The 26,383-nt window shown below is 37.1% G+C and carries 23 protein-coding genes; 13 read left to right on the top strand and 10 right to left on the bottom strand.

What is annotated here, in order from left to right; genetic code table 11:
- Nucleotides 1-82: 82 nt before the first annotated feature.
- Nucleotides 83-808: a tRNA pseudouridine(55) synthase TruB gene (truB, locus tag BM015_RS07850; protein ID WP_245751283.1), complete on the top strand. Its 726-nt coding sequence runs from the start codon at nucleotides 83-85 to the stop codon at nucleotides 806-808.
- Here the strand turns inward: truB and BM015_RS07845 are convergent.
- A complete protein-coding gene (locus BM015_RS07845; protein ID WP_143075790.1) occupies nucleotides 785-3,166 on the bottom strand; it encodes a BamA/TamA family outer membrane protein in 2,382 nt (793 codons plus the stop codon). The two genes, truB and BM015_RS07845, sit on opposite strands and share 24 nt — an antisense overlap.
- A gap of 66 nt (nucleotides 3,167-3,232) precedes the next feature.
- Here BM015_RS07845 and BM015_RS07840 point away from each other — a divergent pair, with 66 nt between their 5' ends.
- On the top strand, nucleotides 3,233-3,961 hold the full coding sequence (locus tag BM015_RS07840) for a TrmH family RNA methyltransferase (protein ID WP_090657032.1): 729 nt from the start codon (nucleotides 3,233-3,235) through the stop codon (nucleotides 3,959-3,961).
- 90 nt (nucleotides 3,962-4,051) lie between these two features.
- Here the strand turns inward: BM015_RS07840 and BM015_RS07835 are convergent, their stop codons facing one another.
- From BM015_RS07835 to BM015_RS07825, 3 genes are all read right to left on the bottom strand, one after another.
- Nucleotides 4,052-5,122 carry a fatty acid desaturase family protein gene (locus BM015_RS07835; RefSeq protein WP_090657030.1) on the bottom strand — a complete coding sequence of 357 codons (1,071 nt, stop codon included), beginning with the start codon at nucleotides 5,120-5,122 and terminating at the stop codon, nucleotides 4,052-4,054.
- A 125-nt stretch (nucleotides 5,123-5,247) separates the two neighbouring features.
- Nucleotides 5,248-6,285, bottom strand: coding sequence for a LacI family DNA-binding transcriptional regulator (locus BM015_RS07830; RefSeq protein ID WP_090657028.1), 1,038 nt, complete (start codon nucleotides 6,283-6,285; stop codon nucleotides 5,248-5,250).
- Nucleotides 6,286-6,437: 152 nt separating this feature from the next.
- Complete coding sequence (locus BM015_RS07825) at nucleotides 6,438-7,475, bottom strand: hypothetical protein (RefSeq protein ID WP_090657026.1); 1,038 nt, start codon at nucleotides 7,473-7,475, stop codon at nucleotides 6,438-6,440.
- 125 nt (nucleotides 7,476-7,600) lie between these two features.
- On the opposite strand from BM015_RS07825, the gene BM015_RS07820 reads away from it, so the two are divergent.
- Nucleotides 7,601-8,347 (top strand): sensor histidine kinase, encoded by a 747-nt coding sequence (locus tag BM015_RS07820; RefSeq protein ID WP_090657024.1) that lies wholly within the window; start codon nucleotides 7,601-7,603, stop codon nucleotides 8,345-8,347.
- Between the two features lie 46 nt (nucleotides 8,348-8,393).
- Nucleotides 8,394-9,149, top strand: coding sequence for a LytR/AlgR family response regulator transcription factor (locus BM015_RS07815; RefSeq protein WP_090657022.1), 756 nt, complete (start codon nucleotides 8,394-8,396; stop codon nucleotides 9,147-9,149).
- A 63-nt stretch (nucleotides 9,150-9,212) separates the two neighbouring features.
- On the opposite strand, the gene BM015_RS07810 is transcribed toward BM015_RS07815, so the two are convergent.
- Nucleotides 9,213-10,853 (bottom strand): hypothetical protein, encoded by a 1,641-nt coding sequence (locus tag BM015_RS07810; protein ID WP_143075789.1) that lies wholly within the window; start codon nucleotides 10,851-10,853, stop codon nucleotides 9,213-9,215.
- Nucleotides 10,854-11,000: 147 nt separating this feature from the next.
- Here BM015_RS07810 and BM015_RS07805 point away from each other — a divergent pair, with 147 nt between their 5' ends.
- From BM015_RS07805 to BM015_RS07780, 6 genes are all read left to right on the top strand, one after another.
- Nucleotides 11,001-11,816, top strand: coding sequence for a 2OG-Fe(II) oxygenase (locus BM015_RS07805; RefSeq protein WP_090657018.1), 816 nt, complete (start codon nucleotides 11,001-11,003; stop codon nucleotides 11,814-11,816).
- Between the two features lie 13 nt (nucleotides 11,817-11,829).
- Nucleotides 11,830-13,074, top strand: a complete 1,245-nt coding sequence (locus tag BM015_RS07800) for a glycosyltransferase (protein ID WP_090657016.1) — start codon at nucleotides 11,830-11,832, stop codon at nucleotides 13,072-13,074.
- 5 nt (nucleotides 13,075-13,079) lie between these two features.
- Nucleotides 13,080-14,003 carry a UbiA prenyltransferase family protein gene (locus BM015_RS07795; RefSeq protein WP_090657014.1) on the top strand — a complete coding sequence of 308 codons (924 nt, stop codon included), beginning with the start codon at nucleotides 13,080-13,082 and terminating at the stop codon, nucleotides 14,001-14,003.
- Nucleotides 14,003-15,337, top strand: a complete 1,335-nt coding sequence (locus BM015_RS07790) for an FAD-binding oxidoreductase (RefSeq protein ID WP_090657012.1) — start codon at nucleotides 14,003-14,005, stop codon at nucleotides 15,335-15,337. Before BM015_RS07795 ends, BM015_RS07790 begins: the two co-directional genes overlap by 1 nt.
- Before the next feature lie 110 nt (nucleotides 15,338-15,447).
- Nucleotides 15,448-16,179: an SDR family oxidoreductase gene (locus tag BM015_RS07785; RefSeq protein WP_090657010.1), complete on the top strand. Its 732-nt coding sequence runs from the start codon at nucleotides 15,448-15,450 to the stop codon at nucleotides 16,177-16,179.
- Nucleotides 16,176-16,805 (top strand): HAD-IB family hydrolase, encoded by a 630-nt coding sequence (locus tag BM015_RS07780; protein ID WP_090657008.1) that lies wholly within the window; start codon nucleotides 16,176-16,178, stop codon nucleotides 16,803-16,805. The genes BM015_RS07785 and BM015_RS07780 overlap by 4 nt, the downstream gene beginning before the upstream one ends.
- Before the next feature lie 21 nt (nucleotides 16,806-16,826).
- Here BM015_RS07780 and BM015_RS07775 read toward each other — a convergent pair whose 3' ends face one another.
- Nucleotides 16,827-18,074, bottom strand: coding sequence for a right-handed parallel beta-helix repeat-containing protein (locus BM015_RS07775; RefSeq protein WP_090657006.1), 1,248 nt, complete (start codon nucleotides 18,072-18,074; stop codon nucleotides 16,827-16,829).
- Nucleotides 18,071-18,943 (bottom strand): hypothetical protein, encoded by an 873-nt coding sequence (locus BM015_RS07770; protein ID WP_090657003.1) that lies wholly within the window; start codon nucleotides 18,941-18,943, stop codon nucleotides 18,071-18,073. The genes BM015_RS07775 and BM015_RS07770 overlap by 4 nt, the downstream gene beginning before the upstream one ends.
- Before the next feature lie 274 nt (nucleotides 18,944-19,217).
- Between BM015_RS07770 and BM015_RS07765 the strand changes: the two genes are divergently transcribed.
- From BM015_RS07765 to BM015_RS07755, 3 genes are all read left to right on the top strand, one after another.
- Nucleotides 19,218-20,576, top strand: a complete 1,359-nt coding sequence (locus BM015_RS07765; protein WP_090657001.1) for a flippase — start codon at nucleotides 19,218-19,220, stop codon at nucleotides 20,574-20,576.
- 122 nt (nucleotides 20,577-20,698) lie between these two features.
- A complete protein-coding gene (locus BM015_RS07760) occupies nucleotides 20,699-21,556 on the top strand; it encodes a beta-1,6-N-acetylglucosaminyltransferase (protein WP_090656999.1) in 858 nt (285 codons plus the stop codon).
- 10 nt (nucleotides 21,557-21,566) lie between these two features.
- Nucleotides 21,567-23,264 (top strand): hypothetical protein, encoded by a 1,698-nt coding sequence (locus BM015_RS07755; RefSeq protein WP_090656997.1) that lies wholly within the window; start codon nucleotides 21,567-21,569, stop codon nucleotides 23,262-23,264.
- A 5-nt stretch (nucleotides 23,265-23,269) separates the two neighbouring features.
- On the opposite strand, the gene BM015_RS07750 is transcribed toward BM015_RS07755, so the two are convergent.
- Genes BM015_RS07750 through BM015_RS07740 form a run of 3 tightly spaced genes read right to left on the bottom strand, consistent with a single transcriptional unit; the run spans nucleotide 23,270 to nucleotide 26,377 of the window.
- A complete protein-coding gene (locus BM015_RS07750; RefSeq protein ID WP_090656995.1) occupies nucleotides 23,270-24,445 on the bottom strand; it encodes a glycosyltransferase family 4 protein in 1,176 nt (391 codons plus the stop codon).
- Nucleotides 24,417-25,241: a class I SAM-dependent methyltransferase gene (locus BM015_RS07745; protein WP_090656993.1), complete on the bottom strand. Its 825-nt coding sequence runs from the start codon at nucleotides 25,239-25,241 to the stop codon at nucleotides 24,417-24,419. The genes BM015_RS07750 and BM015_RS07745 overlap by 29 nt, the downstream gene beginning before the upstream one ends.
- Before the next feature lie 5 nt (nucleotides 25,242-25,246).
- A complete protein-coding gene (locus BM015_RS07740) occupies nucleotides 25,247-26,377 on the bottom strand; it encodes a glycosyltransferase family 4 protein (protein WP_090656991.1) in 1,131 nt (376 codons plus the stop codon).
- Nucleotides 26,378-26,383 lie beyond the last annotated feature (6 nt).

Genomic DNA, 26,383 nt, shown 5'->3' with positions numbered 1-26,383 from the left:
ATTGGCAAAAGCTATACCATTAAATTTACCGCCTGTAAAAACGAAAATTCTGTACAGATATTTTAATTCATTTATTCTTTTTATGAAACAAAAACCGGTGCACGAAGCAATGCAGGAATTCCTGGATGGACAGGTTATTTTGATTGACAAGCCTTTACGCTGGACATCTTTTGACGCTGTTAAAAAAATAAGAATTCTTACCGGCGTTTCAAAAGTGGGCCACGCCGGCACTTTAGACCCACTTGCAACCGGCCTGCTTATAATTTGTACAGGCAGGTTCACCAAAAAGATTAATGAATATATGGGAATGGAAAAGGAATATACCGGCTCATTTACTATTGGCGCCACAACGCCTACATTTGATCTTGAAAGCGAACCGGCTGATTTTAAAGAAATAAATCATCTTACAGAAGCAGATTTGCAACAGGCGGCACAATCATTAACCGGGGAAATATTGCAAACGCCACCTATTCATTCCGCTATAAAAAAAGATGGTAAACCTGTTTACCTGCTGGCCCGCAAAGGACATGAAGTAAAGCTTGAGCCGAGGAAAATAACCATCAGCGCTTTCGACATTACTAAAATTGAGTTGCCGGTGATTGAGTTTAAAGTTGTTTGTTCAACAGGCACTTATATACGAAGCCTTGCAAGTGATTTTGGTAAAATACTTGGCGCCGGCGCTTATCTGAGCAGCCTGAGAAGAACGCGCATTGGCAGTTTTTCAGTTAATGATGCCATGCTGCCTTTACAGTTTGAGGAAAGAATAAACAAAATGAAACAGGCATCAGAAGGGCAGGCCAATGCCTAACTGTATGGCATAATTATTTCGTTTGGAGCCAATGAGTTTTCCATTTACATCATACCTGTCAAATTCATGATTGCGCCAGGTGAAATTTGGAATATCGAGCCAGCCATTATTTTCAAGGCGTGCAGGGTCTTTTAGTTTTATGCCCATATCAACCCTTATTAAAAAATAATTAAAATCGAAACGAAGACCGGTGCCAACGCCTATGGCAATATCTCTTCCAAACCGGCTTATATTGAATTCGCTTTCAGGGTTATTGGGATCTTTTCGCACATTCCATATATTGCCCGCATCCACAAACAAAGCGCCGTTAAGGTTAAGGCTTGAATAATGTGCAATAGGATAGCGGTATTCCACATTTGCTTCCAGTTGCATATCTCCATACCTGTCCCTGAAAGTGGAAGATGTATCGCTTAGCAAAGAAGAACCAAGGCCTAGTTGCCGCAGGCCCCAGGCCCGCATGCTGTTTGGCCCGCCGGCAATAAATTGTTTATAAAAAGGCAGGGTTATGCCCAGGCTTTGAGATACATGATAGTTGTACCCTACACCTGCAAAAGCACGTGTGGCCAGCACAGTTCTGTGCAGGTTGATCGTTTTACGGTATTCAGCTTCTGCTTTTACAAATTGATATATCCTGTCGTTTATTTTATATAACCCGGGTATGCTCAGCTCGCTTGAAAAGCGCACATAATTAGTGACGTTTGTTTTGCCGGGATAGGTTATAATCAGGCTTCCCCTGGCGCTGATTACTTTTCCCGTATTGAAAGAGTTACGCAAAAAAGGGTTTTGTTCAAAAGCTTCTACGAGCCTTGGTAAAGTATCCAAAGAGTATAATTCGATATTTGGAAAACGTGCCTGCCATACTTTATTCCGCTTTTTCCAGTCATAACCGTAATCGGCCACAAAAGAGCGCAAACGGAAATAATCGCGCCTGTCGGCATAAGAGGCATTGGCGCTTATAACGGTGCGGCCAAAATCGAACCGCCCGGGCCGTTTTATTTTAAAAGGAATGAATGCCCGGGGAAAACTATACGTTTGACCAAGCGAAATTTGAAATGCCTGGAAGAGCGAATTATTTTGCACCTGGCTTTGATTAAGGCTGAGTTCAACGCCGTTTACAAAACTGGTGGACGATTGTACCGCATTGCGCCACACGTTCCTGTTGCGATAGGTAGTATTTAATGCCAGGCCGAAAAAGTTAGAAGAAGTCAATACATCGCCGGTATTGCGGCTGGCTTCAAGGTTATAGCTTATATTTTGTTTTCTGTCGGGATATAAAAAATAATATATGTCAAGTGAATCGCCTCTTATAATGGTTCTTGTATCTACCTGCTTCCATGCGCCAATCTGATTTAAGGTATTTACCGTTTTGTAAAACAGGTTGTCGTTATACATGCGCTCGGATCTAAGGAAGTTAAGCTGCCGGAACATTTTTGGTTTGAATGAGCCGCGCCTGTAATAAACTGAGTAATTTCTGAAATTTTGTACGCGAAAGTTTTCAGTATGATTTAAAATGGTATCAGGTAACTCAGTTATATAAGTTTCGGGAAAATAATAAATTCTGCCGGTATAAAACCTTTTGAGAAAAGAAGTATCCTGGTTAGAATTGGTTGTATCTGCCAGCCGGCGTTGCTGTATGGTAACGGTGGCTGTGGGGTTTTCAAGTTTTTTTTGCTGCGCCTGTTCAATTATATGCATCTGTTCAAAAGGGTCAACGGTTAGGTTAAGCAGGGCAATATTGCCTGTATCAACCAGGGCTGCCAGGTTATTGCGTTGTAACAAAAAATAGCCCCTGTTTCTGTAAACATTCACTAACCGGTCTAATTCAGCCCCTAAAACTTCTTTTGAATAAGGTGTTTTACCCGGCTCTATTTTGCTTGCTTTAACTGTGTTTTTAGCAATGCGCTGCAGCATTTCATCCTGAAGGTCATACCCAAATGAATCTATAATTACCCGCTTGCCAACATCAATATTCATTTCTACAGTTGTACGGTACTGAGGCGGCTTTTTGCCTTTATACACAGTATCTATATGGAAAGTATCAGTTATGGCGGTGTTGAAATATCCCTGCGAAAACAGGAAGCTGTTCATAAAATCATGCGTAGTATTTATAGAAGTGGAATCAAAAACAGGCGGATTTCTCAAAATATAACGGTAACCCAGTTTTTGAACCCGTCTTGCATATAAACTATCAGCCCAATAACTTACAAGATTTTCCTGCAACCGGGTTTCTTCTTCGCCGCTTATTTTACCATCTATATTTATCTTATTGCTATACACGAAAGGTGTGTCAACAGGATAATTTTTTACTTTAACGCGGTTAATGGCAAACAGGAACTTTTCTTCGGTACAGGACTGCAATAAAAAAATAAAGGCTAAAAAAAATAAGGTATTTATAATCTTTGTTCTACTCAAAATCATATCTAAATGCTCAGCAGGAATGAGGCCAAATATATCCAAAGTTTAGGCCATAAAAAAAACCGTGATAATGAAGGTTGTTTTGTAGCCGAAGGTGTAAAGGTCGTTGACGAATTAATACAGTCGGGATTTGCGATACGAAAAATTTATGCGCTTAAAAAATGGGCTGCTGATAACAGCGATATAAAAGATGTTATAGAAGTTGATGAAGCAGGTTTAAAAAGAATATCAAACTTCGAAACACCAAACAAAGTTATTGCGGTATTTGAAAAAAAGAAGCTGCGTCAAAGCCCTGATTTCAACAATAAAATAACGCTGGTGCTTGACGGCATACAGGATCCCGGCAATCTTGGAACTATCATCAGGACGGCAGACTGGTTTGGCATTGAAAATATCATAGCATCGCCGGACACGGCAGATATATATAATGCAAAGGTTGTGCAGTCAACTATGGGAAGTATAGCCCGTGTAAATATGATTTATACTGATTTAGACGGATTTCTGTATTCCAATAAAATACCCGTTTATGGCGCTATGCTTGACGGGGAAGCGGTTTCAGCTATCAAAAAAACAGAAGAATGCTTTGTGATAATTGGCAATGAAGGAAAGGGTATCAGGGAAAATATTCAGCCTTATATTCAAAAGAAAATATCTATTCCGAAAATTGGCAATGCAGAATCGCTGAACGCCGCCGTGGCGACAGGTATTATTTTGTACTCGTTAAAGATTAAGATTTAGAAAATTTGAATATTCACGAAGCCAGGGAGTTTACATGCTAATTGTGTATTAAACTAATGAACATGTAAACCCGTGGGCTTTAAAACTTCGTTACGCCGTTCCCATTTGTTTCAGGAAAGAAACATGCGAAATAACTGCCTGGTACATGCGCGGATATTCAACATAAGTGATATTATATTCCTTGCATGCCTGCTTTATTATTTTGCTGATGGCAGGATAATGAACATGCGATATTTTAGGAAATAAATGGTGTTCAATCTGGAAATTCAGGCCGCCTACCAGCCAGGAAATAACAGGATTTCTTGTTGCAAAATTGGCGGTTGTTTTTAGCTGGTGAATTGCCCACTCGTCTTCCATTTTGCCGGAAACCTCATTCGGCATTGGGAAATGCGTGTGCTCAACTGTGTGCGCTAATTGAAACACAATACTTAAAATAAAACCTGCAACAAGCGTCATTATTAAATAGCCAATAATGGTATCGCCCACGCCCACTTTAATCATAGGTATAACAATAAAAACTGCGAGGCTTACTACCTTATACAGCCAAAAATAAACATGATCGCTTATCGTCATTTTCTTCAGTGGTATATCTCCTATTTTGCGGGTAAAATATTTTTTATAGTCAGAGAAGAAAATCCAGTATATATACAGCCAGCAATAAAAAAACCAAAAATACCAATGCTGGAAACGATGAAATTTATACTTCTTCTGAGTTGATGCCATTCTTAAAAAAGGCTTTGCGTCAATATCATCATCCACGCCATCAATGTTTGTATAAGCATGATGAATAATATTATGTTTAACATTCCACATAAAATGGCTTCCACCCAAAAAGCCAAGCGTTACGGCAGCCATTTTATTTAAAACAGGGCTCTTGCTGAAACTGCCGTGAGCGCCATCGTGCATAATATTAAAACCTATTGATGCAACAGCGCCGCCAAGCAATATGCATTCAGTTATAGCCCAGAATGTTGAAGGCGTAAAGAAAACCAGGTGTATATATAAGAAGATAAGTGTCGAGACTAAAATAATGGCTTTGGTCCAAAGTGCGTAATTACCAGCAGTCGATTTGCCGGTAGTTTCAAAATAGTTAGCAATACGTTTTTTTAATTCAGCATGAAAAGATGGTTTTAGCTGTGCAAATTTTGGAGTAACACTCATGAGAAAACAGACTTTTAAAAAATGAATTGCAAAAATAGTAAACTTAAGGGTTAAGATTTATGCAATATTATCATTAATCTGTAGCTTTTAGTTAAGATAAGTGCATTCTAATACAGATAAAAAACCTATGCTGTTTTACCTGATTTAAGGGATGACTCCCTGATAATAAGCTCCGATTTTATTACCACAGTGTTGGTAAGGTTTATATTCCATAACCCCTTTAAATGATTAATAAGGCTTTGTGCTGCAACCTGTCCCATTTCAAAGCCGGGATAATTTATGGTAGTGAGTTTGGGGCTTACAACTTTGCCTATACTATCGTTATTAAAACCAACAATCGCTATATCTTCCGGCACACGCACACCTGCATCTTTCAATATTTGCATTATTACGGCTGCACAAAAATCATTGGTAATAAAAAGGCCGTCGGGTAAAGTTTTCATAGACAAGATATGCTTTGCCGAACGGGTGGCGTCCTGCTCTTTAAAACCGTCAATTATCACAAGCTTTTCATCGAACTTCAATTTGTTATCAAGCAAAGCCTGTTTGTAGCCCCTCATTCTTTCGGCATAAACATTTCTTTTAAGGCTGGAGGTAACATGTGCAATACGCCTGCAACCCTGTTGTATAAGATGACTGGTGGCATCATAGCCCGCCTGGAAATTATTGATAATAACTTTTGTGCTCTCGCTGTTTTCAAAAACGCGGTCAAAGAAAACAACGGGTATATTTTTACTTTGAAACTGATTGAAATGAGAAATGTCTTCTGTATCGAATGATAGGGAAGCTATAACACCGTCAACCCGTTTATGAAAAAGATTGCGGGCATTTGCTATTTCAAGTGCAGCATTTTCAGCCGAGTGCACGATTATAAGATTGTATTTAGCTTCTGATGCAATTTTTTCTATACCTGCAAGCACAGAAGTAATAAAGTAGCTGTTTAATTCGTGAAGGATTACGCCAATTGTATTTGTTTTTTGGAGGCGCAGGCTGCTGGCGAAAGTATTATGCCGGTAGCCTAATTTTTCGGCTAAAGCATTTACGCGTTTACGTGTGGAAGTGCTGATTGACGGGCTGTTATTGAGCGCACGGCTTACCGTGGCCGGAGATACACCCAATTGTTTGGCAATATCGTAAATCGTAATTTCCTTTTCTGGTTTCACACTGTGTTATAAGTTATTTTTTGAATCTAAAACTTTTTAAAGCAGTCAGTTAGCTGCCATTTCAAAACAAATATCTTTGAAATAGCTGATAAGCTATTAAAAAATTAGCAAAAACGTTTTTTAAAACAGGCTGGAATTTAAATGGATGTGTTTCATTTTCTAAATAATTTATCCATGGATTTTATTATGCTTCTAAAACGTGCAGCATAATTTTTTGAAAATCCGGAAAGCCATTTCAATGTTCTTCTTTTAATCACATACGTATAATAAGGGGGTTTTTCAACTTCCACAGGGTTGAATAATTCTTTAAACCTAACTAAACTGTTGCTGCCGCCATAACTTATATTATAGTATGCTTTATTATCATTATAAAAGCTATCCTGCATGGCAAAAAAATGCAGTTTGGCAGGAGGAGATTCGTTTGGATGATAGTTGGTTACCCTTAATGCACTTGTAAAATGATAGAACGACTGGCTGTCTTTTACAATAAAAACTGCATTTACAAGTTCGTTATTTAAATAGGCTGTGTACCAATCGCATAAATTATATTTCCTGCCTTCTTTGTGAATGGCTTCATATATTTTAAAGGGTAAAAAACCATAACCCTTACTGTTTGATACTTCGTTAAAAAGGTTCTTTATATCAACTAATTCCTTTTCGCCGGCTTTTTTATATTCAAAGCCAACCCTCCCGGCCAAAACAATTTTTCGCCGGCATTGCATTTTAAAACCGGCAAGCAATTCTTTTTCGGGTTTATTATAAATGTTTAATTCGCTATTCTCTTTTATATGGTAAGGGAAATAAACTTTCTTTTCAAAGTCATTGTCTGTTTCTATAATGCTTACGGCAGGAGAATTAATAGGAGGCCTTATTTGCAAATGCGTATAACCTGATTTTGCTGCAAATTTTTTGAGGTTACTTATTATGGCGCCCACATCTGCATCATTTGTTAGTAATACGGGCCCGCCTTCGATAATGCCCATCTTAGCAGGATATAGGCCAATTTCTATGATAGCTGCATAAGCTACTTCCTGTTCCTGCCAAACATATTTTATAAAGCAGCTTTTTGCTAAAAATGAATTGTATTCATTTGCGATGTAATAAGGAAATTGATTAAAAACTGCATCTGCATTTTTTAGTTTTTCATTCCAAAGAGCAGTTTCTTTCTTCGATATGGGTACCCAGGACATTGATTAAATACAAGAGTTGTGGTTAAACAATTTGTAACGTAATAATATTGAAAATAAAAAAACTTAAGTTTATTTAGCGAAAAAATTTCTAAGACTTAATTGTGATCCGCAGATAACTTAAGCTTATGACCTTTGCAATCTTTGTTTATTACATTCTTTTAGCTGTTATTGCAGCAGGCAGCTATTTCTACAGGCGTACTTACAATAAACTTACTGAAAAGAATATCCGGCTCGAGCGTAAAAATAATAAAATAGAGTTAGAGTCGAAGGCATTCAGCAGCCAAATGAACCCGCACTTTATTTATAACTCATTAAGTGCAGCTCAATATTTGATAATGATAAATGAGAATAAAAAAGCATTTGATTATTTATCAGATTTCTCTTTGTTATTAAGGCAGATGTTTGAAAATGCCAAGAAACCTGAAGTGTCGCTGGCTGATGAACTAACTTTTATAAAAAGGTATATAGAACTGGAACGGCTGCGTTTTAATGAAAGCTTCGATTATAATATTAATCTTAATAATATTCCCGAACCTAAAAATATTTATATACCAACCATGATGATTCAGCCGCTTGTTGAAAATGCAGTGAGGCACGGCCTTGCGCCAAAAAAGCATAATGGTTTTCTGCAAATTGATTTTCATTTCGACAAACTTTTAATCTGCAAAATTGATGATAACGGCCTTGGTTTAAAGCAGGATTTTCAGAGTAATCCAAATTATGAAAGATCAGCGCTTAAAATTCTTAATGAGCGTATTAAGATGATGAATGAAACCTCGGCAATGAAGGCTTATATCGGCTTTGTAGATAAAAAAGCAAACGGGGGAGAAGGCCTTTTGGTGGAATTAGGGTTGCCTGTTCAAAATATTTAGCAGGTTTTTGCATTCACTTAAGAAAAAATTGTTATAATTGCTTTCTATGAGAAACGTTAGAGTTGCTATTTTGGATGATGAAATGTCCAATATCGAAATACTTAAACGCGTTGTATTAAGCTGCGAAAATGTAGAAGTTGTGTGGATTGCAGACAACTTAGATGATGCATTGGTAAATATCGAGAAGGAAAAAGTGGATGTTATTTTTATGGACATCCAGATGCCGCCTTATACTTCTTTTGAGCTCTTGCCAAAAATCCCGAAAATTGATTTTGAAATAGTTTTTGTAACTGCTTATCAGGAATATGCCATACGCGCCTTAAAAATGGCCGCTATGGATTACATCTTAAAGCCCATAAAATCATCTGACATAATTGCCGCCATAGAAAAGGTAAGGAATAAACAAAATAAATACGGCGAAATAAGCGGCCTTATTAAAAATTACTTTACTAACTCGCCTGAAAACTTTTCAAAGATTGTAGTGCATGTTGCTGATGGATATGATATAGTTGACATTAGTAAAATAATGTATATAGAAGCTTTGGATAGCTATTCCAAGCTAAAGCTTACCGGTAATATTAGCTATGTGGCTTCAAAATCTTTAAAAGACTTTGAAGAGCTGCTTACGGAAAAAGGTTTTTACCGCGTGCACAAATCTTACCTTATCAATATAAGGCACATGATTAAAATTGTAAAAGGCGTTGGCGCATCTATTATTATGACCGACGGCGCATCTGTGCCCATCTCCGCACGCAAAAAAGATGTTTTCTTCGAAGAACTGAAAGGCGTTATTTCTTTCTGATCGTCAATAATGCAGCTTAAAGCCACAAAATTCTCTTCACGTTTCACTATTGCCGGTTCACGTCTATTTTACATACACTTCAATCGTGCCGTTTGTTGGCCTTCTGGGAGCAAGAAAACTATCTGTTTTTTTATAATATACCTGCAGCGAATCTCTTATCCTGAAAGGGAAGAAATTATTAAGTGATGGTATGTATTCAAACAAAACAACATCATATTGCTTGTTTTTAATTTTATTGCAATAATCATCGCATTGTTTATTGAACATGCAAACACCAAGATGGTCCCACAGCGGGTGGTCCTGGCCGGTCTCAAGTTTATAACCAAACTCATAATCCAGCGGCGTTAATTCGGTCATATTTAAAACGGATGCATTATTGTTTTTTAATACATCCATTTTTTTCAACCGCTGTATGCCTGCAATAGTGGAAGGCGGCAAATATATTTTTTGAAATGATTTAAGCGAATCTATCGTTGTCCATGTGCTTTCATCTTCATAATAATTGGAATCAAGATTAAGCATGTAAGTGTAACGGTTGATCACATTTTCAGCAGGCAGCGAATCATTTTTTGCTTCAACTGTTTCTGAAGGAAAAATGCGCATGGCAATCCTATTAATATATTGCCAGTAACCAGCCGACCACCAGAACAGAATCAATATTGTCAATCCCAAAAAATAATAAACCTTGCTGAAATTAATTAAGGTAATGCCAGATAAACCTGTAATAATATATGCCAGCGCAAAACTGTGAAAGAAAATATTATTATCGGGCGGCGTATAACTTGTTACGCCAAAAATTAATGCTTCCGCTAAAATGCCCAGTGTAAGCAGCAGGAAAATCATTTCATTCCTGTTGGTTAAAAAACTGCGGTTATTTTTTATTTTGAAGGCAACGATAATAGCGATTAACAGAAAATAAAATTTAATCCATTGTGAAGCGCTAAAAAGTTCACCCAGTATCTCGGAAATAGAAATTCTTGCTGTGTGCGGCGGCTGGCCATGATTAAACCAATAGCCGAAACTGTATTGTGTAAAAGGTAAGATTACCAGTACGGCAATGATTATATAAAGCAGTAAAAAAAGAAAAATATCTTTCCATTTTTTTGTGATGATGGTGTTATACAAAACAAGCGCTGCCGCAATTGCAAAACCTAAAAAGCCGCCATCCTGCTTGGTGAAAAATGAAACAAAAAGAAAAAAACAGCTTAAGAATAAAAAAACATATTTCTTTCTGGCTTCAGTATTTAAAAAACCTAATAAAAAATTCAGGCCCACTATCTGCCAGATGATAACAGAGTTATTGTACCATGGCCAAAAATTCGGGAGTATATAAGAAAGGCAGAAAATAATCATTACCGCAATTCTTACGCCATCTGAAAGTTTTAATTTTTTTAGTATGCCCCTGAAAGAAAGGCAACATATAAAATTTAAGAATACCTGTGCTTTTATCAATGAAATAAGATAAGGCCCAAAGACTTTAAAGAAAATGGCCGGCACCACCCAATATCCAAATCCCATGGGTAAACCAAAATCACGGTACGGCACCTGGCCGAGGTACAACCTGTAAGCGCCTTCCCAGGACAGAAAAATATTTACCCTATAGGGAAAACTCATAAAAAGCGGAACGCAGCAAAAGATAATAATGATGAATAAATCTGAATTCCTTAGCCAGTTGTTTTGGGAAATAGAAAGATTGGATTTCATTTCATTATAAAATTACAGAAACAGTTTGAATATCGTTTAACGTTAAAAATAACACGCATATAGGATAAAACGGAATATTCACTTAAAAGGAAAATAAAAATTTTTATTACTGTTCTAATTTAGCCCCGATATAAAAAAATAGCCGTTATGAACTTTACATCACGTACCCCCGAAGAGCTGAAAGCATTTGCATTGCAATATAAGGATGCATATGCTTCAGCAGATCCATTTCCCAGTATTTACTTTGATAACTTTTTTAATGAGGATGTTTTAAAGAAAGTGTTGAGCGAATTTCCTGACATGTCTAAGAATGCAGACTTTAAATATAATGATGCGAACCAGATAAAGCTTGCATCAAAAGGTGAGTACAGGTTTGGAGAAACCACGAGAGAGCTCATGCATTATTTAAATTCCCAGCCCTTCCTTGAATTTTTATCAGCGCTTACCGGGATTGAAAATTTAATCCCCGATCCATTTTTTGATGGCGGTGGCTGTCACCAGATTCAACCGGGCGGTATGCTTAAAATACATGCAGATTTCAACAAGCATCCAAGAACAAAACTTGACAGAAGGCTGAACGTGTTAGTATATTTAAACGAAGACTGGAAAGAAGAATATGGCGGCCAGTTTGAATTGTGGGACCTTGATATGAAAGAATGCCGTACATCAATCCTACCCATATTTAACAGGATGGCAATGTTCTCAACCACCAGCACTTCATGGCATGGCAATCCAAACGTGGTAAAATGCCCTGAAGGAAGATCAAGAAAATCACTTGCCTTATATTATTATACAAATGGAAGGCCGGCAGAAGAAGCTGCTGTTAGCGATGCCGATCATAACACCATTTTCAAATATAGAAAGGAAGATAAAAAAGCCCGTGTAATGACTTCTTTAAAAGAAACCATTAGGCTGTTTACACCGCCTATTTTATTACAGGGGTTAAATAAATCAAAAAACTAACTCTTTTAATTGAATGCGAGTTTTATATCCGGAAGTTAATGAGAAGAAAGTCTCAAACCTTCTTACCCTGAAAGGAAAAGACATAGTTGTTGTTGGCTTACAGCCATGGTATTACCATGTGGGAAGCAATTGTAAAGACATTGCTTCAAGGCTTGCAGAGCATAACAGGGTTTTATATGTAAATAAACCATTGAACCGCAAAACCTGGGTTTCAAAAACTAAAGATGAAGGCGTTCAATTGCATTACGACCTTGTTAAGGAAAGCGGCAATAAAGTGGAGAAGATAAAGAAAAATATGTGGCAGTTTTTTCCGGCATCTGTTATAGAATCCATCAACTGGCTGCCTTCAACAAGCGTTTTTAAAAAAATTAACTACGTTAATAACAAGCGTTTTGCAAAAGATATAGAATCCGCAATTAAAGAACTTGGTTTTAAGGATATAATACTCTTTAACGATAATGATATTTTTAATGGCTATTACCTTAAAGAGTTGTTATCACCCTCTTTATATGTTTATTACTGCCGCGATTATTTAAGAGGTTACGATTACTGGAAAAAACATTGCGATACTTTAGAACCTGAACTTATTGAAAAGGCTGATGTTGTTGTTACCAATTCAGAATATTACGCTAATTACTGCAGTAGTTACAACGCATCATCTTACTATATTGGGCAAGGCTGCAATACCAGGCTTTTTAATGCAGATACTGCGTATGAAATGCCCGTTGATTTAAAGAATATTCCGTACCCTATTATTGGATATACCGGTGTTCTTGATATTGAGAGGCTTGATGAGGAGATCATTGCAGCTATTGCCCTACAATATTCTAACGCAAATATTGTCTTGGTAGGCCCTGAAGAAGAGAATTTCCTGAAATCGAAGCTGCACAACTACAGCAATATTCATTTTTTAGGAAGAAAGAAATTACAGGAGTTGCCGGCTTATGTAAATGCTTTTGATGTTTGCATTAACCCGCAGGTGAAAAATGAAATCACTAAAGGCAATTATCCTTTAAAGATTGATGAATATCTCTCGATGGGCAAAGCCGTTGTGGCAACGAGAACAGAAGCCATGCGCATGTTTGAACCATTTACTTATCTCTCAGATTCACCTGCCGAATTCGCCGATCTTATTGAAAAAGCGCTTACTGAAGACAACGATAAATTAAGAACGGAAAGAATTGTTTTTGCAGGCTCCCATACCTGGGAAAAATCTGTTGAAAAATTAAGCGCTATCATTAATAAATATTTAAGCTGATTATAATGGTTACATCAGGTTCCATAGCAAATAATAAATCCATATCACATTATCTGAGTCTGCTTCGCCCAAAGCACTGGATTAAGAATTCTTTTATTTTTCTTCCTTTATTTTTTTCGGGCGAAGTATTTAACATGCAAAAGCTGCTGTTGTGTTTTGCAGGGTTTATTGCCTTTTCATTTATTGCCAGCGCGGTGTATGTAATTAATGATTACATGGATATTGAAGCTGATAAAAAGCACCCGGTTAAATGCGCAAGGCCGCTCGCTTCCGGCGCCGTATCTAAAAAAGCGGCTATTGCATTATTTATAAGCTGCGTGGTGCTGGGCATTGCAATAGCAGCGCTTGTAAAAGACAAGTTCCTGTTTGTGTTAATGCTGTATTTTATAATGAACCTCGGTTATTCCCTTGGCCTCAAAAATATTTCGGTGCTTGATATAGTGTTGGTGGCAATGGGTTTTGTGCTGAGGATTAAAGCCGGCGGTGTAATTGCAGTAATTGGTATATCACAATGGTTAATGATAATGGTGTTCTTGCTTGCCATGTTTATGGCAATTGCAAAACGCAGGGACGATGTTTTAATTAAACTTGATTCGGGGCTTGATATGCGCAAAGCTATTAAAGGCTACAATCTCGAATTCTTAAATGCCATGCTTTCATTGTTTACCGGTATTATCATCATAGCGTATATTATGTACACTATTTCACCCGAAGTAATGCAGCACTGGAACACATACAGGCTTTATTATACATCTTTATTTGTTATTGTTGGGCTGATGCGTTATCTCCAAATAACATTTATTGAGAAAGACAGCGGCTCGCCAACGGACCTGTTATATAAAGACAAGTTTTTGCAAATAACACTTGTGTTATGGATCATAAGTTTTTACCTGATAATTTATTTACCCGACATTTCAATATTTAAGTAATGGCGCAAAAGAACATAGCAAACTGGGGTAATTATCCTGTTGTAGAAAGTAATGAACGCAGTTTTAGTTTTGATGAACAGTTGGAACAGTTGGTAGAAGAAAGCATTCACTTTATCCCGCGTGGAAATGGCCGTTGTTATGGCGATGCTTCGCTTGGGGAAGAAACCATCAGTACTTTGAAATATGATAAGGTGCTTTCTTTTGATACAGTGAATGGAATATTGGAGTGCCAGAGCGGCCTTACATTAGATAAAATATTGGAAATAATTGTTCCCAAAGGCTGGTTTCTTCCTGTAACACCGGGAACAAAATTCATAACGGTTGGCGGTGCAGTAGGCAGTGATGTGCATGGAAAAAATCATCACGTTGACGGCTCTTTTTCCAATCATATTATTGAGATGCAATTAATACTGGCCGATAGTTCGACTATTGTTTGCTCTCCCGAAAAAAATGCAGATCTTTTTGAAGCAACCTGTGGCGGCATGGGTTTAACTGGTCTAATTACAAAAGTTAAATTCAGGCTGAAAAAAATTGAAACATCTTATATAAAACAAAAACAAATAAAGGCTGAAAGCCTCGATGATATTATTCGTTTGTTTGAAGAATATAAACATTCTACATATTCCGTGGCCTGGATTGATTGTTTAAAAAAGGGGCAACATTTTGGCAGGAGCATTCTTATTTTAGGCGAGCATGCAAAACTGGAAGACTTGCCTGAAAAATTAAAATCAGATCCATTAAAACTTCCTGCTAAAAAAAGTATCCCGTTTCCCATCAATCTTCCTTCGTGGGTGCTGAATAGCCTTACCGTAAAGCTTTTCAATTTTTTATACTACGGTAAAAATTTTAAGAAAGAAATTAATAATGTAGTTAGCTATGAACCCTTCTTTTACCCGCTTGACGCAATATTGAACTGGAACCGTGGTTATGGTAAAAAAGGTTTTGTGCAATACCAGTTTGTTTTACCGCTTGAAGCAAAGCAGGGCCTTGTAGAAATATTGCAGCGCATCAGTAATAAGGGTCTTGGTTCTTTTCTTGCTGTGTTAAAAGTGTTTGGCCGGCAGGATAGTATCATTTCTTTTCCAAAAGAAGGTTATACGCTGGCGCTTGATTTTCCTGTGCGAAAAGGTTTGTTTGAATTTTTAGATGAGCTTGACCAGGTTGTATTGCAATATGGCGGCCGTTTATATATGAGCAAAGATGCACGCATGAAGCCCGAAGTGTTGAGGGCAGGCTACCCGAAATTAAGTGAGTTCAGAAAGATCGTAAATAAATACAACCCTACAAATAAAATACGTTCTGTTCAATCAGACAGGTTGGAATTAACTACATAATTTAAAGCAGCCTTATTCGCTGCTTTACTATACAGGGCATCAACTTAGATTGTAATGCCATATATTCATTAGCCGATAAATAAAAAAGAAACCGGACAGCGTAAATTATTATGTCAACAGTTTTAATATTAGGAGCCACATCAGACATGGCCGTAGCCATTGCCCGAAAAATGGCTGCAAAAGGAAATAATATTCAGCTTGCGGCGCGTAATGCAGGGCGTTTGCAGGCTTTACAATCTGATATCTCTATACGATATGGTGTAAACTGTGCCATATATGAATTTGATGCAACAGATTTTGCAACACATTCATCATTTTATTTGTCTTTATCACCAAAGCCTGATATTGTTATTTGTGTGTTTGGTTATATGAGCGATACGCTGGCTGCCAGCAAAAACTGGGAAGAGAGTTTGAAGATAATTAATAGCAATTATACCGGCGCCGTTTCTGTTTTAAATATTGTGGCAGAAGATTTTGCTGAACGGAATAGCGGCACTATTGTGGGTATAAGTTCTGTGGCTGGAGAGAGGGGAAGGCAAAGCAATTATATTTATGGCAGCGCAAAGGCTGGTTTTACGGCTTACTTATCAGGACTGAGGAACCGCCTGTATAAACATAAAGTTCATGTGGTAAGTGTTTTGCCGGGTTTTGTAAATACAAAAATGACGGCTGAATTAAAATTACCGCCATTGCTTACAGCTGATACAGAACAGGTAGCTGCCGCCGTGGAAAAAGCCATAGGGAAAAAACAAAATGTTGTTTATGTAAAATGGTTTTGGAAATGGATAATGATGATTATAAAATCAATTCCTGAAAATATATTTAAGAAAAAGAATTTATGATTTCTGACGATTTAAAAATACAAACTACGGATATAGCCTTCTTTGATTTTGACGGAACTATCACTTCGAAAGATTCCCTTGCCGAAGTATTGAAATTTATTAAAGGAAAATTCAGCTATTATACAGGTATTCTTATTTTATCTCCCATAATCATTGCTTATAAAATGGGGTTGATTTCAAATCACAGCGCCAAAGAAATTTTGCTTGCTTATTTCTTAAAAAATTTCGACGAAAAAAAGTTCAATGTGCTTTGTGCAGAATTTACTGAGAAGAAATTACCTGGAATACTGAATAAAAGTGCGCTGCTTGAAATAAGAAAACATCTTCAGCATAATACGCCTGTTGTTGTAATTTCTGCTTCGGCAGAAAACTGGATTGCACCCTGGTGCTCAAAATATAATATCTCCTGCATTGCCACCAGGCTGCAGGTAAAAGATGGAAAACTTACCGGTAAAATTGAAGGCCGCAATTGTTCTGGCAAAGAGAAAGCAGAACACATAAAAAAGAATTTCCAGCTTTCTACATATAAGAGAATTTATGCTTACGGCGATTCACCCGATGACCTTCCAATGATTGCATTGGCCACAGAAAAAAATTATAAACCATTCAGAAGGTATTCTTATTAAAAAACTGATTGTTGTAACTGATTATTTTTTTGAAGCACAGTTGCTGATCCAGCTAACTGCTTTATCCACTTTTACATTGCCTGTGTTATTGCAGATAATATTTCCTTTGGCATAACTATCAACTGTGCGGTAAACCCGTATAGCGTAATCTGTATTTTTTCCTATCTTATTATTCAGTATAAAAAACTGTGTGCTTTCTGCTGGTGTTGTAGGCCTCGTATCAACCATAATACCGGCCATTCCGCCTGCCTTCTGATTGCTTAGTTCACCGCTGTTATTTATAATATTATCTCTTATTAAAATTTTACCGCTGCCCAGGCAAAGTATGCCAAGCGCATAAGTATGGTCTATATTGTTTTTATACACCTTGGCTTGCGTATAGCCGCCAAGGCTAATGCCGTTGCCCTGCGATGTATTAAATTCAAAACCGCAATTTGTAACGGTGTTATTAAAAATTTCATTGAGCATGCCCGAGCCGCAGGATAATTGTATGCCCGAACGGTTGGTGCTGTCAATAATATTATTATACACTTTTATGTTGCCAAGCCGTAATGGTTTTGGATTGATGGTTTTCCCATTGCAGGCAATTTGCCTTAAACCGTTTGGGTCTGTTGAACCAAGGTACATGCCTTCCTGGTTCATCTTTATAATTTTATTATGGTGAATATAAATATTGCTGATCGTCCAGTTTGGATATTGAAGGGAATCAATGCAGCTTCCTTCTTCTTTTACCCAAAGGCCATAAGTTTTTTTGTAAATAAAAAAATGCTGCACTTCTATAAATGACGATCTTCCATGAATATCTATTCCCACACCGTTTGATGCAGGGTCTTCAATCCTGAATCCATATTGCTCTTTAGAATAACCTGCGCCTGTAATATTAATATAATTGCAATTTTCCAAAGCCATTCCATTGCTCAGGGTTACCTGCCCGCCTTCGTTAATAATAGTAAGCGGGCAATTCTCCGTGCCACGAAAATTACCTATTGAAAAATAAGAATAAGGATTGTTGGAAGCTTTTAGCACCAGCGTATCACCAGGTCTATAGAAGAGTGAATTGCCATCCAGGTAAACGCCATTGTCGTTTCCTTTTTGTATATAAATTTTTTTGCCCCTGCACGCAGGTTTTTTCAATGTTATTTTTTGCCAGTTTGAATCAGTAACAGCCCAATCTGCTACAGGTAAATTTTGATTTAGATCTTGCTTTGGATATTGTTCAAAATAATTAGCATATAAAATGCATAACAGTAAAATAAAAGGGTTGCTCATAAATTCTTTTTGTTTTGGCCGATGTTCAGTGAATTATTCAATTTATTAAACCAGCTTTTTACCCTTGACGGTAAATCATAATCATTAACATGCCGCTGAAGTGTTCTGAAAAATTCTTTGCCTTTTATGCCTAAAAAATTAAACAGGTAATGGTCTTTATTAATAATGGCAAGCCTGCCATATTCTTTATAGTTTTGCTTTTTTGCACCGAATGCTTTTGTGATATTTTCCCAGTCTTCTTTAGGGTCAACTCCTATTTTCTGATACAATTCACCACCTCCAACGGGTTGTGTATGTTCCATGGTAATACAATCAAAAACAATAAGCTTATCTTCCGGGTAATCCAGGATTTTTGACCAAACGGAATCAACGCCCCAGCTTGATTTATTGCCTGTAAAACTGGGTAAACATTTTATCAGCGCATCGGCTTTAAATAAAGGCGCCATCACTTCAATTTGCCCAACAAAGCGGCAAAAGCTGTCATCCTGTGTTTTAAACATTGGCCAACTGCAATAAGAGTTTTTTGAAAGACTGGCCTGGCTTATCCAGCTATCAAACACGGCGCTTAAGGCAAACATTTTATTTATATGCTGCGTATCAATTTTAATGTCATCATCTAAAAAATAGAAATAATCATATTGCTGTAACCATGCAGGCTGCACTTCGGTAAATAGTTTATGCAGCATGTGGTATTTAAAATCTTTTAAATGAAAAAAGTAGTCGGCATCTTTGTATAAGCCTGGATCATTAATTTCTTCATGATAAAAAAGCAGGCACAGGTCAAAATTTTTTATTTCCTTTTGATCAAGCCAGTGCTTGTAAAACATATCCGATTTATTTCCACAAGGCGCTATAACAATGTTTTTCATACGTGCGAATTTGTTTTTTCAATCGTTTCATGCCTGTCCCGAATTTGCTTCGGAAGGCCTCCCTGCTGTATATTTTTCCGGTGCATAAAATACATTTTATATGGGCGTTTCATTACCTGGAAATTGCTTTTACGCCGGTTAATTTACGTTAAACAAAAAATATAACTATTTCGCCGTCAATTTAGGTTTAATTCTTATGCAATATGTGTTTTTGAACTAAGTTTGAACAGTTTTTTATCCGTACCATTACTTAAAAGAATTTAATATCCGACACTTGAAACGTTATTTTTCCTCCTACTGGATCCGCTCTGGTTTTTATAGCATCCTGCAACGATTTTCACTCACTTTTTTCGGGCTGATAAACTTCATAATATTAGCGCGTGCATTAAGCACTGCAGAGATGGGCACCTGGGCCTTATTTTTAACAGTTACTTCTGTTTTTGAGGCAACCAAAAGCGGGCTGTTGAAAAATGCTCATATAAAATACGTAAGTGGCAGTGAAGATTTAAATGAAAAAATATCTATTGCATCATCATCCTTCCTCATTAATGTATTAATAACATTGCTGTTCATAATTTTTCTTATCTTTTTTTCTGACTGGATGAGTACCGAACTTAATGCCGGGGCTGGCCTTACTGCCACTTTATATTGGTTTATACCCGGCTTAATCTGCATGGTATTTTTTTCTCATTTTGAAGCAATACAGCAATCGCATCTTGATTTTAAAGGAGTGCTTGTTGGTTACCTGGTGAGGCAGGTACTTTTTTTCCTGTGTTTGACTATTCATTTTTTAACCGGCAAGCCTTTTTTGTTGCCACATCTTGCCGCTTATTTATCAATAAGTATTTTGGCCGGGTCAATAGTTCTTTATATATACAGCAGAAAATACCTGAATCATAATTTCAGGCCGGAAAAAAAATCTATTAAGAAGATTTTTGGGTATGGCGGCTATATTTTTGGATCGGGTGTTATGTCAAATATTTTTTCAAACGTTGACCAGGTGATGACGGCTGCTTTCATATCAAACAGCGCTGTTGCTTTTTATAATACAGCTTCAAAAATTAATGGCCTGGTTGATATTCCTTCTTATGCTGCGGCCGATATAATTTTTCCAAAAATATCCAAGGCCTCTTCTGACGCTGATGGCGGCAATAAGATAAAATATCTTTATGAGCGAATGGTGGGCGTACTGCTTTCTTTTACCACGCCTGCGGCTATATTTATTATTATTTTTCCCAAGTTTGTTATTACTATAATTGCCGGTGCCAAATATGTTGAGGCTGCACCCATCCTGCAATTGTATATGATTACAGGTTTAATGCGGCCCATGCAGAACCAGGCAGCTAACCTGCTTAATTCTGTTGGCAAGCCGTCACTATGTTTTGTAATTAACACGGTTTCGCTGGCAATTAACCTGGTTATTTCTTACATCTGTTTAAAATCTTTCGGGTTTTATGGCGCAGCTATTGCTACCTTAATTGCCGGTGGAATTGGGTTTACAATATGGTATTTTGTTATGAAAAGAGAGATACAGTTACAATTCTCTAATGTGGTGAAATATGTTTTCTCTACTTACAGGGATATGTATATAAATGCCATCAATATTTATCGCGGAAGAAGTTTGTCATCGTAACAGCAGCAATGAAACCGGGCATGATAATTTTTTCTCACATAGGGGAAGTGCGTAGCGGGATTCCCTGTCCGGCTGAATCGTTCAGGCGGGCATGACGTCATTGAAAAAACAAACTTGCACGAATGAAAATAGCATTTCTTATATTGGCACATAAAAATCCGAGGCAACTGCAATTGCTCTTAAATGCATTGCAGCATCCTGCTTTTCATTTTTATATCCATATTGATAAAAAAGTAAACGCTGAACCTTTTCAATATTTATCATCTCAGTTCAGCAATGTTTCTTTCATTAAGAAAAGGGCAAAAATTTATTGGGCTGCATTCGGTACAATACAGGCTACATTAAATGGATTTAATGAAATACCGCTGGATAATTATGATTATGTAAACGTAATTTCTGCGCAGGATTTTCCGCTCAGGCCTGCTGATGAAATTTACGAATATATTTTAAAAAGAAAAGGCACTGAATTTATAACCTGCGAATCCATAGAGGACGAATGGCCTGTTGCGCCAAGGGTGAAAAAATATCATCTCATTAACTGGCGTATCCCCGGTAAATACAGGCTTGGTAATTTTCTCACCCATATTTTACCACAAAGGAAATTTCCTGTTGATCATACGATCGTTGGCCGCGCCAACTGGTTTACGCTTACAACAAAAGCTATTAAATACAGCCTTTCTTTTTTAAAGGAAAATCCTGCTGTTATAAGGTACTATAAATATTGCTGGGGCGCAGATGAATTTATATTTTCAACTATTTTATACAATTCTTCATTCAAAACCAATATTGCAGAAAACCTTGTGTATGTGAAATGGAGCGCAGACACAACGATTGCACATCCGCAAATTCTTACCATTGATGATTTTAATGAACTGATTAATTCTTCAAAATTATTTGCAAGGAAGTTTGATATGGAATCAGATTCCTTAATTTTAAAAAAGCTTGAAGAATATATTGGTATAGCGGAAGCAACTGTTTAACAGAAATTATATGCAGTTTTTAAAACAATTTCTTTTTTTTCTTGTTGTTATTTCTATTATAAGTTTTATTGATTCCTATTATTTAGGTGCAGGCATTACCGGCATAGATGACGGGAATATTTTTCTGAATTATGCCCATCACCTGGCACACGGCGATGGATTTGTTTTTAATACAAATGGTGAACATGTTGAAGGCTTCACTTCTTTTCTCTGGGTTATAATATGTGCCGGTGCATATTTGATTACTGCAAACCCTGAGTTGCTGCTCATTTGTTTTTCGCTGTTACTTACCACCCTTGTATTCACAAATATTTACCGCGCCATTTATAAAGATGTTGCAGTATTATATCCTTCTTTTTCAAAATATTTTTTCTGGATATATACAGCGTTCATCATTACAATCGGCCCTTCGTTTGTAGCGTGGAGCGTATTGAGCTTAATGGAAAACGCTTTGTGGAATTTTACCTTTAGCTTGCTGCTTATACTTGTTTTGTCAACGGTGGAACAGGGCAGTGTTTCTTTTAAAAAGAAATCAGCATTAATATTATCAGGCTGCCTGCTTTCGCTTATAAGGCCTGAAGCATTGGCCTGGAACCTTGTTTTCACAGTTATACTGGCTTATACGTTTATTCAAAACAAGCGAAAATTATTTTTCCCTTTATTATATTTTGTAAGCTTTGTTGTAGTCGAAATTTGCCTCACCCTGTTCAGGCTGCATTATTTCGGCTATAGGTTCCCCAATACTTATTATGCTAAGATTTCCCCCGACAGGATTTATAACTTAACGGAAGGCGCTAAATATGCATTGAGCTTTATTACAGGTTACCAGCCGGTTATTAGTTTTCTTTTTGTGCTGATGACAATTATGTTATTGTATGCAGTATTCAAATTAAAAATATTATTTAAACAGAAAGATGATACGCTTGCCAATAGTTCAATCGTAAAGAAGTTTGCCATTGTTACCGGTATAATATGGATTGGATTTTTGTTGCCTTGTACAACGGGCGGAGATCATTTTGGCGGGTTTAGGTTTTACCAGCATTTGCTGCCTTTGTTTGCCTGGGGCATTATTGTTATTTTATGGCTTTATAAATTTTACAGGAATAGTAATAAAGATATAAGCGCTATAGGTTTAGCAACGCTAATTATTTTTTTACTGATTATTGCGCTTAATAACCTTGCTGAATTAAAAACGCCTGCAAAAACACAAATGAATTTTGAGTTTTTATTAGCCAGGCAAGACAGGCAACTTGCCACGAGCCTCAATAAAACATTTACAATTAAGCCTTCTGTTGGAAAAATCGCCATAGGAGGCTTTGGCCTTATATACGAAGGTGAAACAGTTGACCTGATGGGTTTAAATAATATTGCAATGGGGCACAGCCCCGGCGACAGGAAAGGCATAAAAAATCATGCTGCTTTTAATAAGGATATTTTTTATACACTGAAGCCGGATGTTTTATTGCCCCAGGCTGTAACGGATTTAAATGAAGCACACATTGTTTATTTTGGATTGATTGATGCAAACAATTTTGATAACCAGGCAATGAAAAATATTTTTAATGATGCTGCTTTTCAAAAGCTATATCTTCCTGTTTATTTATATGATATAAAAAATAATACCGGCTATTTTTTATTTGCCGGTATTGATTTTATTGATCGTTTAAAAAATAATGCTGATTATAAAATCAGCATTATTAATTCCTGAAATATTTAATTCAGGCTGATGGCTGGCTCTTTTTTGGCCACGCTATTTTCATAAATCTCTGTAAAGCTTTCAGTCCATTTCTGCCAGTTCAAATGTTCTTCAAAACGCTGCCTGCTTGAAGCAACAAGCTGCTGGTATTTTTCTTCATTAATAAATAATTCATTAATTAAAGCGGCATAAGTGCTGCCCGGTGCTGAGTAAGGCAGGCAATACCCGTTAACGCCATCCTTCACAATTTCAGGCACGCCGCCGGTTTCAGTTGTTATGGCAGGAACGCCATAAGCATTGGCTTCGCACCCTACCAGCAGCGAACAGTCTGCGCGGGTTGGCACCAATAGAAAATGAGCGGAAGACATGATGCTTACAAACCTGTCATAATCTTCTTTCTTATTTTTATCAAGAAACGGAATCACTTCCATATTGGGGTGCGCTATATGTGAAGGCGGCACACAACCGCAAACAATAAGTTTAGCCTGCACGCCATGCGTATAAATAAGATATTTTAAAACATCAAATGCAATGCTGCCACCTTTCCTGTCCCAGTCAACGGCAAGAAATAATAACGTGAGCTGTTTGTTCTCCAATTTTTTATAGATGATCTGCCTGTCAGGAATCATATCAATATTGGCACCGAATGGCGCGATAAAAACTTTATTGTTTGCGATATGATAATCTTTAATTGCAGATTCTGCAGCCCATATTGATGGATATATTACAGCAGAGCTTTTTTTCAGTGCATTCTTTTCCAAAAGATTGCCTTCAAGTTTTGAAAACCAAAACATTTTATTAAACTCGCTGTAATCGTAATTGCTTACCAATTCAAAAGTGGCATCGGTAATATAAATTACAGGCAGGTTTGTTTTAAGGAAACCCAGTTCAACTGATGCTGCCGGCGCACAAATACAATCGTATTTTTTACCCTTAAGTTTTTTAGTAAACTGTTTGGCTGAATACCAGCTAAGCAGCAGGCTGTATTTTGTAATATACTCCTTTCTGAAAATTATTCTTGTTGCTTTGGCTATTGCACGCAAGGTTTTGTCAAGCCATTTTGGTGGTTTGATGGGCCCGAGGTAATCTACTTCATTGCCGTTTTTCTGTAATGCCTTTGCAATGTAGTAGGTTGTGCCCGACCAGGATTTCTTGTCTAAAGGGTCATTTAATGCTAAGTAAGCTATTCTCATTATATTTTATTGCCTCTGTTTTATAATGGTCGTTTTTTTCGCAAACGAAAAAAAATCCACCTGTGAAATAATAAGGTAACCAATCGGCTATTTTGCAATCGAGCACCTGTAAGAATTTAATTCGTTTTGCAAAAAAAGAAAACGGAAATACATCTTCTATAAAGTTTGCTTTTCCAAAACGTATAATCTTTAAATTATGTTTTGATGAAAGCTGCTGAATATCTTTTTTAGAGAAAAACTGGATATGGTCTAAGTTGTCTGCATCAGACTGCACGGTAGTGCCGCTATATCCTAATAATTTTTTTGATTTTACAATCAAATTCCATACCCGGTTGTTCTTATTTCTAAGTTTTAAAACAGGTTTGGTAATTATGCTTTCCCTCGGCCCTTTGCCATTGGGAACGGTAATAATTAATTTGCCTTTTGAAGTAAGGCTTCTTTCCAAAACTTCGAGCAAGGCATCCGGGTTATTAAGATGTTCCAGCACTTCACTGCATATTATTGCATCGTACCTTGAACCTTCTGCAACAAGCTGTTCGGCGCTTTTTGTCATGAATTTTACATTGCTGAACTGGTTCAAAGCATTCGCTTTTTCAATCGCCTTTTCACTTACGTCAATGCCGGTTACGTTAAAGCCAAAGCGGCCAAGGTGCCGGCTTATAACACCGTTGCCACAGCCCACATCAAGAATGCTTGCATTGGCGGGAAGAGCGCTTTTCAAAAAGTCTGCAATAAAATCTATGCGCTTTCTGTCAGCGATTCTTTCAAACTCATAAAAACTTGTTTTGTTTTCCATTGTTTTTAGTTATCAGATAAGATATTGGTATAAATATTTTCGATTTGCCTGGTCATTTTACAAACATCAAAATTGCTGGTAATAGTTTGCCGTGCAGCTTTTGCTAACTCGTTTCTTAAAGTTTCATTATTCATTAATTCAAGCATAGCACCGGAAAGCATTTCATCCCGCTGCGGTTCTATCAGTAAACCATTTTTTTTATGATGGATGATTTCAGAAGATCCATCCACTTTTGTTGCAATTACCGGTTTAGCCATAGCCATTGCTTCCAGCAAACCAATTGGGAAGCCTTCCCACAAAGAAGGTAAGCAGTACACATCGGACGAAAACAAGATGTCTGCAACATCAGTTCTGAACCCTTCAAAAACAACATGCTTTTCCAGGCTAAGTTCTTTTACCAATTGCACTGCTGCTTCTTTTAATTCACCATCGCCTACCATTAACAATAAGGCTTTAGGGTTGGCCTCTTTTATTGTCTTAAAAGCTTTTATTAATCCCAGCGGGTTTTTTTGAATAGTGGTTCTTCCAATAAAACTGAAAACAAAAGCATCTGCCGGAATATTCAATTCTTTTCTTAATGATCTTCTTTCTGTATTGTACGGGCTGAAATGTTCAACATCAATTCCGTTATAAATAACGGTAGAATTAAAGTTGGAAATATTATCCCTGCCTGTTTTTTGATTGGATGCTGAAACCGAAATATTACAGTCAGTTTTTTTTGTTATCCATTGCTCAAATAATATGCGTGCTTTTTTTACCGGTAAAGATTGATCATCATGAAACGACCATCCATGAATGGTATAAACAACAGGCAAGCCTAATTTTTTTGCAGCCCAGTAAATATTGGATGTTGCCCTGGTGCCGTGTATATGCACAAGATCAACCTGCTCCTGCTGCATCAACTTTTTAACCTTACTCCACGTGGTAAAATCAAAAGCTTTTTCAGAAGGGATTACAAAATTGTCAATACCTGTATGGTTTAATTCGGTAATCATTTGCCCGTCAGTAAAAGAAAGCACTACCGGTTCGAATATTGTTTTATCAATATGCTTTACAAGGCTTAAAATGTGCGATTCACCACCGCCCACTTTGCCCTGCCGTATGGCCTGAAGTACTTTGATTTTTTTCTTTTCCATTATTCA

The sequence above is a fragment of the Parafilimonas terrae genome, assembly GCF_900115755.1.
Lineage (GTDB): Bacteria > Bacteroidota > Bacteroidia > Chitinophagales > Chitinophagaceae > Parafilimonas > Parafilimonas terrae.
The sequence above is the reverse complement of the archived record's forward strand: the minus strand, read 5'-3'. Positions and strand labels throughout refer to the sequence as shown.